Below are 16464 nucleotides of genomic sequence, written 5' to 3' on the forward strand. Positions count from 1 at the left end.
TGGGAACCCCGGTCAGTCCTCGCCGCTGCGCAGCAGACCGTAGGCGCCGCGGTGGAACAGCAGGGGCCGGCGATCGGGTGCGGCACCCAGGTCGAGCACCCGGGCCACGACGATCGTGTGGTCGCCGCCGTCGTACTCCGCCCACAGCTCGCCGTCGATCCAGGCCACGACGTCGTCGAGCACGGGTGAGCCGTGGGCGCTGGCCCGCCACGGCACCCCGGCGAACTTGTCCGCGCCTGAGCGGGCGAAGTTCTGCGAGACGGCGTCCTGCCCCTCGGCCAGCACGTTGACGCAGAACCGGCCGATCTCCCGGAGCCGCGCCCAGGTGCGGGAGGTGCGGGCCGGGGCGAGGGCGACCAGCGGCGGGTCCAGGGAGAGCGAGCTGAAGGACTGGCAGGTGAAGCCGATCGGCCCGTCCGGGGTGTCCGCGGTGACCACGGTGACCCCGGACGCGAAGTGCCCGAGCACGTCGCGCATCACCCGGGGATCGACGATCCGCGGCGGCTCGGAGACCGCGTCGGCCGGCATCAGCGGGACCCGTCGGGACGTGGGACCGACCGGCCACCGGCCCGGTGGAGCGAGCTGGGCAGCTCGTGGCCGACGACCTGCTCGGTGACGCGGGCGGCGGCCAGCAGGGCGTCGAGGTCCAGGCCGGTCCGGACCCCGGACTCCTCGAGCATGTAGACCAGCTCCTCCGTCGCGATGTTGCCGCTGGCGCCCGGGGCGAACGGGCAGCCGCCCAGCCCGCCGACCGAGGCGTCCAGCTGGGTGACCCCCGCCTGCACCGCGGCGAGCGCGTTGGCCTGGCCGGTACCCCGGGTGTCGTGGAAGTGCACGCCCACGGCGATGCCCGGGCAGGCCCGCCGGACGGCGTCGACGAGCGTGACGACGCGCAGGGGCGTCGTCGTCCCGATGGTGTCGCCGAGGCAGAGCTGGTCGGCGCCGGCGGTGACGGCGGCGCGGGCCACGTCGACCGTTCGGGTCACCGGCGTGCGGCCGTCGAACGGGCAGTCCCAGGCGGTCGCGATGATCACCTCGAGCGAGCCGCCGGCGCCGTGGGCGAGGCCGGCGATCTCGCCGACCGCGGCCAGCGCCTCGGCCGTGCTCCGCCCGGCGTTTGCCCGGCTGTGCCCGTCGGTGGCGGAGACGACGTACTCCAGCTCGGCGACGCCGGCGTCCACCGCGCGGACGGCGCCCCGCGGGTTCGCGACCAGGGCCGACCAGTGCACCTCCGGCCACCTGCTGAGCTCGGCGGCCACCTGGTCCGCGTCGGCGAGCGCGGGCACCGCCTTCGGCGACACGAACGACGTCGCCTCGATCCGGCGGACGCCGGTGGCCACGAGCGCCTCCAGCATCTCCAGCTTCGCCTCGAGGGGCACGGGGGCCTCCAGCTGGAGCCCGTCGCGCATGCCCACCTCGCGGACGTCGACGGAGGCGGGCAGCACCAGGTCGAACTCGGACATCAGGGTCTCCTCGGCGCGGGCAGCGGGTACGTCTGCATCCTGCCCCCACCGCCCGGCGTTCCCTCGATCAGGCGTTCCGGGATCGCCGCGGCCGGTCCGGGGAGCAGATCGTCAGGCCCGTCCCGCAAGATGAGTGCAGCACGGGAGGTGTGGAGTGATCGAGGTGGCCGGCTCGCTGCCCCCGGCGGATCGGCGGAGCGCCTTCGCCAATGCGCCGATGGGGATCGCGTTGACGACCCCTGACGGTTTCCTGGTGGACGTCAACCCTGCCCTGGCGGAGATGGTGGGCCACACCGCGGAGGAGCTGCACGGCCGCTCGGTGATCGATCTGGTGCACCCCGACGCGGCCGCCGCCGCCCAGGAGGCGCACGCCACCCTGACCGCCCGGCCCGACCGGCCGATGCGGCACGAGACCCGCCTGAGCCGGCCGGACGGGTCCGACGTGCCGGTGCAGATCACCGCCTCGTGGGTGGCCGAGACCGACGGCCAGGCCGCGCACCTGGTCCTCATCATCGAGGACATCACCGAGCGCAAGGCGCTCGAGGCGCAGCTGGTGCACCGCTCGCTGCACGACCCGCTCACCGGGCTGCCCAACCGGCTGCTGTTCCACGACCGGCTGCGGCACGCCCTCGACCGCGGGCACCGGGAGAACACGCCCACCTGCGTGCTGATCATCGACCTGGACGGGTTCAAGGCGATCAACGACGAGCTGGGCCACCCGATGGGTGACCAGGTGCTCGTGACCTTCGCCGAGCGGCTGGGCTCGGTGTTGCGGGCCAGCGACACCGCCGCCCGGCTGGGTGGCGACGAGTTCAGCATCGTGTGCGAGAACACCGAGCGGACGGACGCCGAGGCGCTGGCCGACCGGCTGCGCACGACGGTCACCGAGCCGCTGGATCTCCAGGGCGCCCGGGTGCCCGTGGGCATCAGCATCGGCATCGGCACGGCCCTCGGCGGCGAGGAGCCCGAGCACGTGTACGAGCGGGTCGTGCGCGCGGCCGACGACGACATGTACGCCGACAAGGCGCGTCGCCGGTCGGCCCGTCGCTGATCCCGCCCACGCCGACCGATCACCTGCCTCACTAGCTTGTGCAGCTGAGTAGTCAGTCGTACTGTCTAGCCCGTGACGGAAGACCGCTGGCCCGGCGAGTGGATGCGGGGCGTCCTCTCGCTCTGCGTCCTGCGCGTGGTCGCCGACGGGCCGACGTACGGCTACGCCATCGCGGCGCGGCTGGCCGACGCGGGTCTCGGCTCGGTGAAGGGCGGCACGCTCTACCCGATCCTGACCCGCCTCGAGGCCGAGGGGCTGGTGTCCAGCTCCTGGGAGGCGGGCGACGGCGGCCCCGGGCGCAAGTTCTTCGCACTCACCGACGGCGGCGCGCAGTTCCTCCGCGAGCGGACCGAGCTCTGGCAGGTCTTCACCGAGCGGGCCGCCGGCCTCCTCTCGTCCCCCTCCGTCCCCGCCTGAGGAGCCCACCATGGGGAAGGTCCTGAACAGCACCGAGCAGGCCTGGCGCGACGACCTGCTGCTCCGGCTGCGGCTGCGCGACGTGCCGGGTGCCCGGATCGGGGAGGTCCTCGCCGAGGTGCAGAGCCACGTCGCCGAGACCGGGGAGCACCCTCGGGAGGCGTTCGGCAGCCCGAAGGAGTACGCCGACGAGGTGGCCGCCGCGCTCGGCATCGTCCCGACGAGCCCTTGGGCTCAGGTCCGGCGGAACTTCTCCTTGCGGGACGTGGTGCAGATGGTCGTCACGGGGGTGGCCGCCTTCGCCCTCTTCGACGGGCTGTGGTCGCTCGCCGAGGGCCGGACGTCGCTGTTCTCGCTGCCCGCCTGGGTGGTGTGCGTCGTCGGCGCGCTCGTGCTGGGCGGCTGCACCGCCAGGCTCGTCGTCGTCGCCCGGCACGAACCCGACGGCGATCCGGTGCGTGATCCCCGGACCGGCGCGGACATGGCGCCGTTCGGCCGGGGGCAGGTCGCACTCCTGGCGGCCGTGCCGATCCTGTTCCTCGCCATGGCGGTGGTCGGCGGGCTCCTCGCCCGCTGAGCCGGAGGTCCTACCCCTCGGCCCCCGCCCAGGCGGTCACCGGGCGGAGCCGGGCGAACACCGCGGTGACCACGGGCAGCACGCAGGCGAAGGCGACGAAGGCGGTGACGCCGAGCCGGCCGTCCTCGTCCAGGGCCACCCAGCCGGCGACGAGGGCAGCCACCAGGACGCCGACGGCGGCCAGCGCCGAGACGAAGAGCAGCCCGGCCGCCCGGCCCTGCAGCAGCCGGACGCCGCCGAGCACGAGGACGACCGCGCAGGGCAGGCCCAGGGTCAGCAGGGCCGTCGCCGGGTCGCGCTCCCCGTCGATCAGCATCACGAGCATGAGCAGGGAGCCCAGCGCGGTCAGGCTCCCGGTGACGATGCCGAGCACGCCGGCCGCGGTGACCACGCCCGGCCGGGCCTCGCCGGGGGACCGCCCCGCCCACCCCGGGGGTGCGTACGGGGGCTGCCCGTAGGGGGCGTAGCCGTAGGGCGGCTGCCCGTACGGGGGCTGCCCGTAGGGGGCGTAGCCGTAGGGCGGCTGCCCGTACGGGGGCTGCCCGTACGGGGGCTGGCCGTACCCGGCAGAGCCGTACGGGGGCTGGCCGTAGGACGCCTGCCCGTACGCGGGCTGGCCGTAGCCCCCCTGGCCGTACGGGGCCTGGCCGTACGGGGCCTCGCCGTACGGGGGCTGGCCCGGCTGCTGGGGGCCGGGCTGACCGCCGGGCGGGGGCGCCCAGTGCTGGGGGTCGCTCATGCCCGTCAGTCTGCCCGCCGCCACGGCCGGAACCGGCTCCGACGCGGATCGGCTCACCCGCGCGGGCGGTACCGGCCGCCCGGTGCGCCGGCTACCCGCCGAGCGCGGCGCTGACGACGGCGCGGGCCTCCTCCTGCACCTGCGCGAGGTGCTCGGGTCCGCGGAAGGACTCCGCGTAGATCTTGTAGACGTCCTCGGTGCCGGACGGGCGGGCGGCGAACCAGGCGTTCTCCGTCGTCACCTTGAGGCCGCCGATCGGGGCGTCGTTGCCCGGCGCCCGGGTGAGCTTGGCCGTGATCGGCTCGCCGGCCAGCTCGGTCGCCGAGACGGCCTCGGGGGAGAGCTTGCCGAGGGCCGCCTTCTCCTCACGGGAGGCCGGGGCGTCGATGCGGGCGTAGGCGGACTCGCCGAAGTGGTCGGTGAGCTGCCGGTGCAGCTTCGAGGGGGACCGGCCCGTCACGGCCTGGATCTCGGCGGCCAGCAGGGCCAGCAGGATGCCGTCCTTGTCCGTCGTCCAGACGCTGCCGTCCCGCCGCAGGAAGGAGGCGCCGGCGGACTCCTCGCCGCCGAAGCCCACCGAGCCGTCCAGCAGGCCCGGCACGAACCACTTGAAGCCGACGGGCACCTCGACCAGCGTCCGGCCGAGATCGGTGACGACCCGGTCGATGAGGGAGCTGGACACCAGCGTCTTGCCGACGGCGGCCTCCTTGGCCCATCCCGGACGGTGGCTGAGCAGGTAGGCGATCGCCACGGCGAGGAAGTGGTTGGGGTTCATCAGCCCGCCGTCGGGGGTCACGATGCCGTGCCGGTCGGCGTCGGCGTCGTTGCCGGTGGCGATCTGGAACTCGTCCCGGCGGGCGACCAGCGAGGCCATCGCCGACGGGGAGGAGCAGTCCATCCGGATCTTGCCGTCCCAGTCCAGCGTCATGAACCGCCAGGTGGGGTCGACCAGGGGGTTGACCACCGTGAGGTCGAGCCGGTGCCGCTCCGCGATGGCCGCCCAGTAGTCGACGCTGGCACCGCCGAGGGGATCGGCGCCGATCCGGACGCCGGCGTCGCGGATCGCGTCGAGGTCGACGACCGAGGGCAGGTCGTCGACGTAGGTGCCGAGGAAGTCGTAGGACTCCGCGGCGGAGCGGGCCTGGTCCAGCGGCACCCGGCGCACCCCGCTCAGCCCGGCGCGCAGCAGCTCGTTGGCCCGCCCGGCGATGACCGACGTGGCGTCGGTGTCGGCGGGACCGCCGCTGGGCGGGTTGTACTTGAACCCGCCGTCGCGCGGCGGGTTGTGCGACGGGGTGACGACGATGCCGTCGGCGAACCCCGAGGTGCGGCCGGCGTTGGCCCGCAGGATGGCGTGGCTGATCGCCGGGGTGGGGGTGTAGCGCTCACCGGCGTCGACCAGCACCGTCACGTCGTTGGCGGCCAGCACCTCGAGCGCCGTCGCCCAGGCCGGCTCGGACAGCGCATGGGTGTCCCGGCCCAGGAAGAGCGGCCCGTCGTAGCCCTGCTCCGCGCGGTACTCGCAGATCGCCTGGGTGGTCGCGAGGATGTGCGCCTCGTTGAAGGCGGCGTCCAGCGCCGACCCCCGGTGGCCGGAGGTGCCGAACGACACCTGCTGCGCCGGTTCGGCCGGGTCGGGCTCCACCGTGTAGTAGGCGCTGACCAGCGAGGCGACGTCGATCAGGTCGGCGGGCTGGGCGGGCTGTCCGGCACGGGCGTCGCTCATGCCGTTGATCTTGGCGTCCCGACGGCGTCCGCGCGAGATCTGACCGATCAGGCCAGTGCCCGCCCGACCGCGACGGCCCGGGTGTCGGGCGCCGCGACACGGACGGCGTCGGCCTCCTGGTCGTCCAGCACGGTCTGGGAGCGGCGCTCGGCCTCGACCCGGGCGGCGTAGCCGGCCACCTCCCCGGTGATCCGCTCCTCGTCCCAGCCCAGGACGCCGGCGACCGCGCGCGCGACCGGCTCGGCGGAGAGCACCCCCCGGTGCGCGGTCTCGATGGAGATGCGGGTGCGGCGGGCCAGCAGGTCGTCGAGGTGCTGGGCACCCTCGTGCGCGGCGCCGTAGACGAGCTCGACCATCAGGTACTCCTCGGCGCCCGGCACCGGCTCGAGCAGCGCCCGGTCGTCGGCGGCCAGCGCCAGGACCTCGGGGGTGAGCGACCCGAAGCGGTCGAGCAGGTGCTGCGCGCGGAACCGGGGGATGCCCCAGCGCTCGGCCAGGGCGTCGAGCTGGTTGACCATGGCGTGGTAGCCCTCGGCGCCGACCAGCGGCACGTTCTCGGTGACGCTCGGCGGCACCCGTCGGGTGACGTCCTCGGCCACCGCGTCGACGGCGTCGGCCGCCATCGGGCGGTAGGTCGTGTACTTGCCGCCGGCGACGGCGATCACCCCGGGCATCGGCCGGGCCACGGCGTGCTCGCGGGAGAGCTGGCTGGTCAGCTCCGACTCCCCGGCCAGCAGCGGGCGCAGCCCGGCGTAGACGCCGGTGATGTCATCGTGGGTCAGCGGCACCGCCAGCACCTCGTTGACGTGCTCGAGGATGTAGTCGATGTCGGCGCGGCTGGCCGCGGGGTGCGCCTTGTCCAGCGCCCAGTCGGTGTCCGTGGTGCCGACGATCCAGTGGCTGCCCCACGGGATGACGAAGAGCACCGACTTCTCGGTGCGCAGGATCAGCCCCGTCTCCCCGTTGATCCGGTCGCGGGGGACGACGATGTGCACACCCTTGCTGGCGCGGACGTGGAACCGGCCGCGGCCGCCGACGAGGGTCTGCAGGTCGTCGGTCCACACGCCGGTGGCGTTGACGACGACCTCGCTGCGCACGTCGACCTCGGCGCCGGTCTCGACGTCCCGCACCCGGGCCCCGACCACCCGGCCGCCGGCGTGGGTGAACGAGACGACCTCGGCGGAGTTCAGCACCGTGGCGCCGTAGGCGGCTGCCGTGCGCGCGAGGGTGAGGGTGTGCCGGGCGTCGTCGGCCTGCGCGTCGAAGTAGCGGACGGCGCCCACGAGGGCGTCGGGCTTGAGCGCGGGGAACAGCTGCCGGGCGCCGGTGCGGGTCAGGTGCTTCTGCGCGGGCATCGGGTCGGCCAGCGCGCCGAAGCGGGCCAGCCCGTCGTAGAGGGCCAGGCCGGCGGTGACGTAGGGGCGCTCCCAGACCCGGTGGGTCAGCGGGTAGAGGAAGGGCACCGGCTTGACCAGGTGCGGCGCCAGCCGGTTCACGCTGAGGTCGCGCTCGTGCAGCGCCTCCCGGACCAGGCCGAAGTCGAAGGACTCCAGGTACCGCAGGCCGCCGTGGAAGAGCTTCGACGAGCGCGAGGAGGTGCCGGAGGCGAAGTCCCGCGCCTCGACCATCGCCGTGCGCAGGCCCCGGGTGGCCGCGTCGAGCGCGACGCCGGCCCCGGTGACCCCGCCACCCACGACGAGGACCTCGAACTCCCCGTCGGCGAGCTCGGCCCAGGCACGGGCGCGCTGCTCGGGGCCGAGCGGCGGTACTGCGGTCATCGGTGCTCCTCGGGAGATGGATCGTGCCGGTCCACGCTAGGTCCGGCGACACACGGGGTCGACGTGCGGCGTTCGACGATGCCGAACGGGGTCAGCGGTCGGCGGCGTCCTCACCGGCCCAGTCGAGGGACCGGCTCACCGCCCGGCGCCAGCCCGCGCGGGCCCGCTCCCGCGTGGCGGCGTCCCACTCCGGGCGCCAGGTGCGGTGGCCCTCGGCCAGCGCGCGCACGGCGTCGGTGTCGGGCCACAGCCCCACCGCGAGCCCCGCGGCGTACGCCGCGCCCAGCGCCGTCGTCTCCGCGACGGCCGGGCGCTGCACCGGGACGCCGAGGACGTCGGCCTGGATCTGCATGCACAGCGCGTTGGCGGTCACGCCGCCGTCGACCCGCAGCACCTCCAGCCGCACCCCGGAGTCGGCCTCCATGGCCGCCGCCACGTCGGCGGACTGGTGGCAGATGGAGTCCAGGGTCGCCCGGGCGAGGTGCTCCCGGCCGTGGAAGTGCGCGAGGCCGACGATCGTGCCGCGGGCGTCGGGCCGCCAGTAGGGGGCGAACAGCCCGGAGAAGGCCGGGACGAAGTAGGCGCCGGCGCTGTCCTCCACGGCCGCCGCCAGCTCCTCGATCTGCGCCGCCTCGTCGATCAGCCGCATCCGGTCCCGCAGCCACTGCACGGCCGACCCGGTCACCGCGATCGAGCCCTCGAGCGCGTAGACCGGGTCCTCCCCGGCGAACCGGTAGCAGACCGTGGTCAGCAGGCCGGCCTCGCTGCGGACGGCCTCCTTCCCGGTGTTGAGCAGCAGGAAGTTGCCGGTGCCGTAGGTGTTCTTGGCCTCGCCGGGGGCGAAGCAGGTCTGGCCGACCATGGCCGCCTGCTGGTCGCCGAGGACGGCGGTGACCGGGACGCCGGCCAGCTCGGGGACCGTGCGCACCGTCCCGTGGCCGGCCGGGTCGGTGGAGTCGACGATGCGGGGGAGCAGCTCGCGGTCGATGCCGAAGACGTCGAGCAGCTCGGCGTCCCACTCCAGGGTGTCGATGTCCATGAGCATCGTCCGGCTGGCGTTGGTGACGTCGGTGACGTGCACCCCGCCGTCCGGGCCGCCGGTGAGCTGCCACAGCAGCCAGCTGTCGACGGTGCCGGCGACGACGTGCCCGCCGGCCGCGGCCACCGCGTCGGCGTGCGCGTCGAGCAGCCAGCGCAGCTTGCCGGCGGAGAAGTAGGTGGCCGGGGGCAGGCCGGAGCGGCGGCGCACCAGGTCGGCGAGGCCGCGCCGGACCAGGTCGTCGATCAGCGGCTGGGTGCGGGTGTCCTGCCAGACCAGGGCGTTGCCGAGCGGCCGGCCGGTGCGCCGGTCCCACAGCAGCGTGGTCTCGCGCTGGTTGGTCAGCCCGACCGCGACGAGGTCCTCGGCGGTGAGCCCGGCCGCCGCCATGGCCTGCGCGATGACCTCGCGGGTGCGGTCCCAGATCTCCTCCGGGCGGTGCTCGACCCAGCCGGGCCGGGGGAGCACCTGGGCGTGCTCGGCCTGCGCGCGGGCCACCTCGTGGCCGGCGGCGTCGAAGACCATGAACCGGGTGCTCGTCGTCCCCTGGTCGAGCGCCCCGACGTACCGGCCGGGACGGCCGCCCCCCGGGGAGGGGGCGGCCGCCGGGACTGCCCGGGTGCCCACGCTCAGCGCGCTGCCCGATCGCCGGCGAGCGCCGGCTCGCCTGCCCGGCCGGAGACGGCGGTGGCCCCGCCGCCTCCCGGGGTGCCGGTGTCCCGGCGCCGGGCCCGGAGCACCGCGGCGACGAGGAGACCCAGCGCCACGGCGATCGGCAGCCACACCCGGACCAGCTGCGTGCCACCGCCCCAGGCGCTCACCGCGACCTGGTTGGCGGTGCCGGCCACGTTGTTCCAGGTGATGAGGATGGCGGCGATGAAGGCGCCGGCGTAGACGGTGCCGGTCTTGTCCGCGAAGTACGTGGCCAGCAGGCCGATCACGAACAGCAGCGGCACGAACTGGTAGGCGACGATCGCCAGCAGCGGCTGGGTGTCCACCCACAGCGTGCCGCCCGCGATGAGCGGCGCGTAGTTGAGCACGATCAGCGCGAGGACACCGATCGCCAGCGCCACGCCGTTGGCCAGCATCCGCCGGCCGGTGCTCCAGCCCGACTCCGCCGAGCGCAGCTGGCCGTGCAGCACCGTGGCGATGACCAGCGTGAACACGGTGAACGGCAGCAGGTAGGTGAGGAACACCCGGAACCGGGCGGCGTCCATCAGGTGCAGCTGGAAGACGTAGAACCGGAAGTCGGTCTGGAACGCCCAGCCGGAGAAGGCCAGCAGCAGGTACAGCGCCCCGGTGACGACGGCGGCGAAGAGGGCGGACTTCCCGACCAGCCGCCAGGAGAACCCGCCGGGGCCGGCCAGCCCGTAGGTCCGCGCGTCACCGCCGGCCCTGCGCCCACCGGTGGCGTGCCAGATCAGGAAGAGCACCAGCGAGATGATCGCGTTGCCGAGCGCCCAGAACATCACGCCGGTGGTGATCTCCTGCGGGAACAGGCTGTTGGGGGCCAGCCACTCGCTGCCCCAGATCTGGAACGGGAAGTAGGTGACGGCGGAGATCACCGCGGTGAGCAGCGCCGCGCCCCACCAGGGCAGGCCGCGCACGCCGACGCCCGACGCCGGGGTGCCCGCGAGGCCCGCGAAGAAGCGGCTCCGCAGCAGCAGCGCGCCGAACGGGAACAGGAAGAGGATCCCGCCCAGGAAGGCGACGAGGGTGCCGGCCTCCTTCAGCCACCAGGTCTGCCCGGACACGGGCTGACCGCCCTCCAGGGTCTGGTCGAACCAGTCGATGGCGTGGTCGACGGCGACGGGGTCGAGGGTCAGACCGGGGTGCGTGGCGTCGGGCCGGTAGACCACGCGGGCGCTGCCGTCGTCGATCGAGCCGTACACCCGGCCGGTCTCCACCGGCTCGTCGGTGCCGAAGACCGACATCATCTTCTCGTTGGACTGCACGTCGTCCGCGTCGGCCTCGTTCCACATCAGCGTGGAGAACTCCTCGTGCTGGCCGTAGACCAGCGCGAGGTTGCGCGGGAACTCCGTGTCGCCCTCGGGCGCGACGCCGGAGCCGGTCGAGGAGCCGACCAGCACGACGGAGCGGTAGGCGTCGGGCATCGTCGCGGCGGCGGTGAGGACGGTCCAGCCGCCCATCGAGTGGCCCTCGAGCCCGATGTTGTCGGGGTCGACGATGTCCAGCGAGCTGAGGTAGGCCAGTGCGGCGGGGCCGCCGTAGCCGTTCTCGAACGCGGCGCCGCCGGAGAAGCCGTGCCCGGACTGGTCGAGGGCCAGCACCACGTACCCGCGGCGGGCGAACTCGATGGCGAACGCGTCCTGCGTCTCGCGGCTGTTGATGTAGCCGTGGACGGCGAGGATCGCCGGGGCCGGGTTCTCCGCGGTGACGCCGTCGGGCACGTAGAGCAGGCCGGAGAGGGTCTGGCCGCCGTTCCCGGTGAACCGGACGTCGGTGAGCCCGACGTCGCCGTTGTCGGTCTGCACGGCGGCGGCGACGCCGCCTCCCAGCAGCACCAGCGCGAGGGACACCAGCAGGAGGCTCCAGAGCCTCGACGGCCGGGACCGGACAGGGGTGGTCATGGGAGGGGGCTCCTCATCGACGGTGACGGGGCGGCGTCGGGCCGGTGGATGCGGCACGACGGCTGGCGAAACGTAGGGTCCTTCCGTTGCGCCTCTCAACCACTGCCGTACGACGATGTCGTACACCACCCGTCCGGGTGAGCGTGGCCATGGCCTACCGTCACGCCATGCCGGGCACCGTGCAGTCGATCGAGCGGGCGGCCGCGATCCTGCAGGTGATCGCGGGCGCCGGCGGCCGGCTGGGGCTGGGCGAGATCGCCGGGGCGGTGGGGCTGGCCAAGACGACGGCGCACGGCCTGCTCCGGACCCTGGTGACCGTGGGCTTCGTGGCGCAGGACCGGCACACCGGCCGCTACGAGCTCGGCGCCGGGCTGCTCCGCCTGGGCACCAGCTACCTGGACGTCAACGAGCTGCGCGCCCGCGCCTCGAACTGGGCCGATGCACTGGCCTCCCGCAGCGGCAGCGCCGTCCGGCTGGGCACGCTGGCGGGCACGCAGGTCGTCGTCGTGCACCACGTCTTCCGTCCGGACGACTCCGCCCAGGAGCTCGAGGTCGGCACCGCGCTGCCCGCGCACGCCACCGCCCTCGGCAAGGTGCTCCTCGCCTTCCAGGTACCTCCACCGCCGGTGCCCGCGGAGCTCGAGCGGTTCACCCACGCCACCGTTCCCACGGCGGGGGAGCTGGCGCCCGACCTCCAGGAGGTCCGCGCCCGGGGCTGGGCCCTGGAGCGCGAGGAGCACCAGCACGGCGTCGCGGGGGTGGCCGCGCCCGTCCGGGGCGCGGCCGGGCTGGTCGTGGGGGCGCTGGGCGTCACCGCGCCCGTGTCCTCGGTCGTCGACGCCCGCGACGTCGTCCGCCCAGGGCTCGTCGCCATGGTCACCGACGCCGCGGCCGCCGTCTCGCGCGAGCTGGTGGACCGGTGACCGGGGGACCGGGGCGCCGCCGTGGCTGACCGGTACGTGCTCGCCATCGACCAGGGCACCACCTCGACCCGGGCGATCGTCTTCGACCGCGCCGGGCGGCTGGTGGCGGTCCGCCAGCGCGAACACCAGCAGCACTTCCCGCGCCCCGGGTGGGTCGAGCACGACCCGGAGGAGATCTGGGCCAACACCCAGCGGACCGCGGCGCAGGTCATCGCGGACCTGGGGGCGCGACCCGGCGAGCTGGTCGCGGTCGGCATCGCCAACCAGCGGGAGACGACGGTGCTGTGGGACCGCCGCACCGGCCGGCCGGTGGCCCGCGCGCTGGTCTGGCAGGACACCCGGACGGCGGACCTGGTGGCGCAGCTCGCCGCCCGCCCCGACGCGGGCGTCGTCGCCGAGCGCAGCGGGCTGGAGATCGCCGGCTACTTCGCCGGGCCGCGGCTGCGCTGGCTGCTCGACTCGGTCCCGGGTGCCCGGGAGCGGGCCGAGCGCGGCGAGCTGCTGTTCGGCACGATGGAGAGCTGGCTGATCTGGAACCTGACCGGCGGCCCCGACGGCGGGGTGCACGTCACCGACGTCACCAACGCCAGCCGGACGCTGCTGATGGACGTGCACACCTGCCGCTGGGACCCGGACCTGCTGGCCTTCTTCGACGTGCCGGCCGCTGTGCTGCCGGAGATCCGCCCGTCGGTCGGCGTCATCGGCTCGACCACCGCGCTGCCCACCGTCGTGCCCATCGCCGGTGCCCTCGGCGACCAGCAGGCGGCGCTGTTCGGCCAGGCCTGCTTCCGCGCCGGCGAGGCCAAGTGCACGTACGGCACCGGCAGCTTCCTGCTCCAGAACACCGGCACCGACCTGGTCCGCTCCACCAACGGGCTGATCAGCACGGTCGCCTACCAGCTGGCCGGCGAGCCGGTGCACTACGCGCTGGAGGGCTCGGTGGCGGTGGCCGGGTCGCTGGTCCAGTGGCTCCGCGACGGACTGGGGCTGATCGGCTCGGCGGCGGAGGTCGAGACGCTGGCCCGCACGGTCGAGGACAACGGCGGCTGCTACGTGGTGCCCGCGTTCTCCGGCCTGCTGGCCCCGCACTGGGAGGGGGAGGCCCGCGGCGTGGTGGCCGGCCTGACCTCCTACGTCACCAAGGGACACCTGGCCCGGGCCGTGCTCGAGGCCACCGGGTGGCAGACCCGCGACGTGGTCCAGGCGATGGACGCCGATTCCGGGCTCCCCCTGCCGGCGCTGCGGGTGGACGGAGGGATGACCACCAACAACCTGCTCATGCAGTTCCTCGCCGACGTCCTGGACACCCCGGTGGTGCGGCCGATGGTGGGGGAGACGGTCTCCCTCGGGGCCGCGTACGCCGCCGGCCTCGCCGTCGGCGTGTGGTCCGACGTCGCGGCGCTGCGCCGCAACTGGCACCGGTCGGCCCAGTGGTCACCCCGGCCCGACCGCGCCGCCGCGCTGACCGCGGAGTACCCGCGCTGGCAGCGGGCCGTCGAGCTCAGCATCGCCTGGGGCCGCTAGCTCAACCCGCCCGGCGCGGCTCCCCGCGGTACGTGCCGAACTGCCAGAGGTTGCCCTCGGGATCGCGGATGGTGACGTCGCGGGAGCCGTAGTCGGTGGTGTACGGGGCCCGCACGACCTCCGCACCCGCGGCGACGGCCCGGGCGTGCACGGCATCCGGGTCATCGGTGACCACGTAGCAGCCGGCCGACTCCACCGGCCACTGGCCACCGTCGTCCCGGACGGAGCCGAGCATGACCCCGCCGCCCTCCGGCCAGGACAGCTGGGCGTGGTCCACCCGGTCGCCCTCGCCGTGCACCACCGTCTCCTCGAACCCCAGGACGTCCACGAGGAAGCGGATCAGCCCCCGGGCGTCGCGGGCCCGGAAGGCCGGCCAGACCGTGGGGGCCGGCGTCGTCCGCTGCTGGTCGCTCTGCTGCGCTGTCGTCGTCATGGCGTCGACAGTGCCGTGCTCACGGCACGGGCGTCTTGCACGAATCCGAACTCCGCCGCCAGCCAGCGGGTGGGCGGCAGGCCGGAGAAGGACCGCCACTCCCGGGTGAGGTGCGCCTGGTCGGAGAACCCGCCGGCCACCGCCAGCGCCGCGAGATCCGGCGCCCGGCCGGCCGCGACCCGGGAGGCCAGGGCCCGGCGGGCCCGGTCGAAGCGGGCCACCCGCGCCGCCTCCTTGGGGCCCAGACCGGTCTCGGCGCGGAACCGCTGCTCCAGGTGCCGGGGCGACCAGCCGACCTGCCGGGCCACCTCGGCCACCCGCAGCCGGCCGCCGGTCGCCGTGGTCAGCCGCCACGCCTCGGCGACCTCCGCCGGCGGGCCGGGATCCCGGCGCAGGTGCCGCAGCAGGACCTCCTCCACCGCCGTGAACCGCCCGGCCCAGCCGTCGGCGGCCCGGACGCGCTCGGCCAGTTCGCGCCCCGCCGGGCCGAGGACGGCGTCCAGCGGCACGTCGAGCGAGGCCAGGGCGCCCGCCGGGCAGCCGAGCAGGGCCCGGGCCCCGACCGGCGTGAGGGACAGCTGGAGCCCGACCAGCCGGCCGGGGTGGACGATCCGGGCCGGCCGGGTGTGCAGCCCGCCGACGACGGTGTCGTACCGGCCGGGCGCCTGTGCCGGATCGGGGTGGGCGGCCATGCCCAACGGCTCGTCCAGCGCGAGGATGACGGTCAGCCAGGGGGACGGCAGGCCCAGGTGCTCCCCGGGCGGCAGGCCCTCGTGCCGGTACCCGACGGCCGCGGCGACGTACGGGCGCAGCGCGGGGTGCGGGCGGTGCACCACCGACTCCTGCCGCACCCGGCCAGGATGGCAGCGGAGAGGGCCGGGTTCCAGGGGTCGCGAGCGCCGGCAGACCTCGACCCGAGAACCCGGTGCACCGTCCTCATCTGCGGCACGGCGACCTCGCGGTCGAACACGTGGCTCGCGTGCCGCAGGTGAGGGTGGGAGGCGAGTGCCGCATCAGGCGCCGCGCGGGGCGTACATGATCACCGCGACGCCGACCAGGCAGACCAGCGCGCCCACGACGTCGTACCGGTCGGGACGGAAGCCGTCGACGACCATGCCCCAGGCCAGGGAGCCCGCGACGAAGACGCCGCCGTAGGCGGCGAGGATGCGGCCGAAGTTCGCGTCGGGCTGGAGGGTCGCGACGAAGCCGTACAGGCCCAGCGCCACCACCCCGGCACCGATCCAGGCCCAGCCGCGGTGCTCGCGGACGCCCTGCCACACCAGCCAGGCACCGCCGATCTCGGCGAGCGCGGCGAGGGCGAACAGCAGCAGCGAGCGGGTGACGGTCACTCCTCGACCGCCGCCAGGAAGCGCTGCAGCGTCGCCAGGAAGACCTCGGGCTGCTCGGAGTGCACCCAGTGCCCGGCGTTCTTGACCTTCACCAGCCGGGTGGCGGGGAAGAGCGCGTCCATGTGCGGCCGGTCCTCGGGGAGCACGTAGTGCGAGTTCGCCCCGGCGAGCCAGAGCACCGGCCCGTCGAACGTCGCGCCGTCCGGTGGGTCGGGGAAGCCCCGGAGCTCGCCGAGGTCGCGCTCCAGCAGCTCCAGGTTCAGCCGCCAGCGCCAGCCGCCGTCGTCCCCGGTCCCCTCCCGGACCAGGCTCTGCAGCAGGAAGCTGCGGACCATCCGGCTGGGGACGGCGGTGCGCAGCGCGGCGTCGGCGTCGGTCCGGGAGTCCAGCGACTCCAGGTCCACCTCGCGCATGGCGGCGATGAAGGCGGCGAACGGCGACGCCTCCTCGTCGGGGTCCTCGGTGCGGCCGCCCTGCAGCGGGTACTCGACCGGGGCGATGTCCACGACGACCAGGGCCCGCAGCAGCTCCGGCCGGCGCAGCGCCAGCTGCATCGCCACCTTGCCGCCCATCGAGTGCCCGACCAGCGTGACCGGTTCGCCGAAGGACGCCAGCTCCGCGGCGACCATCTCGGCCATGTCCACGTAGTCGATCCGGTCGGTCCACGGGGAGTGGCCGTGGTTGGGCAGGTCGAGCAGGGTCACCCGGTGGTCCTCGGCCAGCCCCTTGGCGATGGTCGTCCAGTTCTTGCCCTGGCCGAACAGGCCGTGCACGAAGACGACGCGCGGGCCGGCCTCGCCCAGCGTCCGGGCGGCCAGGGCTTCGTCGGGGTTCTCCGTCACCGGGCGATTCCA

16 protein-coding genes are annotated in these 16464 nt (G+C 74.7%); 5 read left to right on the forward strand and 11 right to left on the reverse strand.

Annotated features, from left to right (window positions below; translation table 11 throughout):
- Window positions 1–12: 12 nt before the first annotated feature.
- Together ACI79T_RS10135 and ACI79T_RS10140 are read right to left on the reverse strand one after the other, a co-directional pair.
- Window positions 13–528 (reverse strand): flavin reductase family protein, encoded by a 516-nt coding sequence (locus ACI79T_RS10135; protein ID WP_456609936.1) that lies wholly within the window; start codon window positions 526–528, stop codon window positions 13–15.
- Window positions 528–1463 (reverse strand): hydroxymethylglutaryl-CoA lyase, encoded by a 936-nt coding sequence (locus ACI79T_RS10140; protein WP_456609937.1) that lies wholly within the window; start codon window positions 1461–1463, stop codon window positions 528–530. Before ACI79T_RS10140 ends, ACI79T_RS10135 begins: the two co-directional genes overlap by 1 nt.
- A 154-nt stretch (window positions 1464–1617) precedes the next feature.
- Here ACI79T_RS10140 and ACI79T_RS10145 point away from each other — a divergent pair, with 154 nt between their 5' ends.
- The 3 genes from ACI79T_RS10145 (at window position 1618) to ACI79T_RS10155 (ending at window position 3508) form a co-directional block, all read left to right on the forward strand.
- Window positions 1618–2514, forward strand: a complete 897-nt coding sequence (locus ACI79T_RS10145) for a GGDEF domain-containing protein (protein WP_456609938.1) — start codon at window positions 1618–1620, stop codon at window positions 2512–2514.
- 72 nt (window positions 2515–2586) lie between these two features.
- Window positions 2587–2931, forward strand: coding sequence for a PadR family transcriptional regulator (locus ACI79T_RS10150; protein ID WP_456609939.1), 345 nt, complete (start codon window positions 2587–2589; stop codon window positions 2929–2931).
- Between the two features lie 10 nt (window positions 2932–2941).
- On the forward strand, window positions 2942–3508 hold the full coding sequence (locus ACI79T_RS10155) for an HAAS signaling domain-containing protein (protein WP_456609940.1): 567 nt from the start codon (window positions 2942–2944) through the stop codon (window positions 3506–3508).
- A gap of 10 nt (window positions 3509–3518) precedes the next feature.
- Here the strand turns inward: ACI79T_RS10155 and ACI79T_RS10160 are convergent, their stop codons facing one another.
- The 5 genes from ACI79T_RS10160 to ACI79T_RS10180 form a co-directional block, all read right to left on the reverse strand.
- On the reverse strand, window positions 3519–4247 hold the full coding sequence (locus ACI79T_RS10160; protein WP_456609941.1) for a hypothetical protein: 729 nt from the start codon (window positions 4245–4247) through the stop codon (window positions 3519–3521).
- Between the two features lie 91 nt (window positions 4248–4338).
- Window positions 4339–5973 (reverse strand): phosphoglucomutase (alpha-D-glucose-1,6-bisphosphate-dependent), encoded by a 1635-nt coding sequence (gene pgm, locus ACI79T_RS10165; RefSeq protein WP_456609942.1) that lies wholly within the window; start codon window positions 5971–5973, stop codon window positions 4339–4341.
- A gap of 47 nt (window positions 5974–6020) precedes the next feature.
- A complete protein-coding gene (locus tag ACI79T_RS10170; RefSeq protein ID WP_456609943.1) occupies window positions 6021–7751 on the reverse strand; it encodes a glycerol-3-phosphate dehydrogenase/oxidase in 1731 nt (576 codons plus the stop codon).
- A 91-nt stretch (window positions 7752–7842) separates the two neighbouring features.
- On the reverse strand, window positions 7843–9417 hold the full coding sequence (glpK, locus tag ACI79T_RS10175) for a glycerol kinase GlpK (protein WP_456609944.1): 1575 nt from the start codon (window positions 9415–9417) through the stop codon (window positions 7843–7845).
- 2 nt (window positions 9418–9419) lie between these two features.
- A complete protein-coding gene (locus ACI79T_RS10180) occupies window positions 9420–11381 on the reverse strand; it encodes an alpha/beta fold hydrolase (RefSeq protein WP_456609945.1) in 1962 nt (653 codons plus the stop codon).
- Window positions 11382–11548: 167 nt separating this feature from the next.
- Here ACI79T_RS10180 and ACI79T_RS10185 point away from each other — a divergent pair, with 167 nt between their 5' ends.
- Both ACI79T_RS10185 and glpK (ACI79T_RS10190) read left to right on the forward strand, forming a co-directional pair.
- A complete protein-coding gene (locus ACI79T_RS10185) occupies window positions 11549–12304 on the forward strand; it encodes an IclR family transcriptional regulator (RefSeq protein WP_456609946.1) in 756 nt (251 codons plus the stop codon).
- A gap of 21 nt (window positions 12305–12325) precedes the next feature.
- Window positions 12326–13828, forward strand: coding sequence for a glycerol kinase GlpK (glpK, locus tag ACI79T_RS10190; protein ID WP_456609947.1), 1503 nt, complete (start codon window positions 12326–12328; stop codon window positions 13826–13828).
- Between the two features lies 1 nt (window position 13829).
- On the opposite strand, the gene ACI79T_RS10195 is transcribed toward glpK (ACI79T_RS10190), so the two are convergent.
- The 4 genes from ACI79T_RS10195 to ACI79T_RS10210 all read right to left on the reverse strand — a co-directional run bounded on the left by ACI79T_RS10195 (window position 13830) and on the right by ACI79T_RS10210 (window position 16452).
- Window positions 13830–14261, reverse strand: a complete 432-nt coding sequence (locus tag ACI79T_RS10195; protein WP_456609948.1) for a VOC family protein — start codon at window positions 14259–14261, stop codon at window positions 13830–13832.
- Window positions 14258–15112, reverse strand: coding sequence for a helix-turn-helix domain-containing protein (locus ACI79T_RS10200; protein WP_456609949.1), 855 nt, complete (start codon window positions 15110–15112; stop codon window positions 14258–14260). The genes ACI79T_RS10195 and ACI79T_RS10200 overlap by 4 nt, the downstream gene beginning before the upstream one ends.
- 162 nt (window positions 15113–15274) lie before the next feature.
- A complete protein-coding gene (locus tag ACI79T_RS10205) occupies window positions 15275–15610 on the reverse strand; it encodes a YnfA family protein (RefSeq protein WP_456609950.1) in 336 nt (111 codons plus the stop codon).
- Window positions 15607–16452: an alpha/beta fold hydrolase gene (locus ACI79T_RS10210; protein WP_456609951.1), complete on the reverse strand. Its 846-nt coding sequence runs from the start codon at window positions 16450–16452 to the stop codon at window positions 15607–15609. Before ACI79T_RS10210 ends, ACI79T_RS10205 begins: the two co-directional genes overlap by 4 nt.
- Window positions 16453–16464 lie beyond the last annotated feature (12 nt).

It is taken from the genome of Blastococcus sp. SYSU DS0619 (assembly GCF_054051035.1).

Excerpts from the sequence above, each read along its gene's own strand:
- ACI79T_RS10140 (WP_456609937.1), bottom strand. The coding sequence starts at position 1,463 with ATGTCCGAGTTCGACCTGGTGCTGCCCGCCTCCGTCGACGTCCGCGAG.
- ACI79T_RS10170 (WP_456609943.1), bottom strand. The coding sequence starts at position 7,751 with ATGACCGCAGTACCGCCGCTCGGCCCCGAGCAGCGCGCCCGTGCCTGG.
- pgm (WP_456609942.1), bottom strand. The coding sequence starts at position 5,973 with ATGAGCGACGCCCGTGCCGGACAGCCCGCCCAGCCCGCCGACCTGATC.
- ACI79T_RS10160 (WP_456609941.1), bottom strand. The coding sequence starts at position 4,247 with ATGAGCGACCCCCAGCACTGGGCGCCCCCGCCCGGCGGTCAGCCCGGC.
- ACI79T_RS10155 (WP_456609940.1), top strand. The coding sequence starts at position 2,942 with ATGGGGAAGGTCCTGAACAGCACCGAGCAGGCCTGGCGCGACGACCTG.
- ACI79T_RS10195 (WP_456609948.1), bottom strand. The coding sequence starts at position 14,261 with ATGACGACGACAGCGCAGCAGAGCGACCAGCAGCGGACGACGCCGGCC.
- ACI79T_RS10180 (WP_456609945.1), bottom strand. The coding sequence starts at position 11,381 with ATGACCACCCCTGTCCGGTCCCGGCCGTCGAGGCTCTGGAGCCTCCTG.
- ACI79T_RS10185 (WP_456609946.1), top strand. The coding sequence starts at position 11,549 with ATGCCGGGCACCGTGCAGTCGATCGAGCGGGCGGCCGCGATCCTGCAG.
- ACI79T_RS10135 (WP_456609936.1), bottom strand. The coding sequence starts at position 528 with ATGCCGGCCGACGCGGTCTCCGAGCCGCCGCGGATCGTCGATCCCCGG.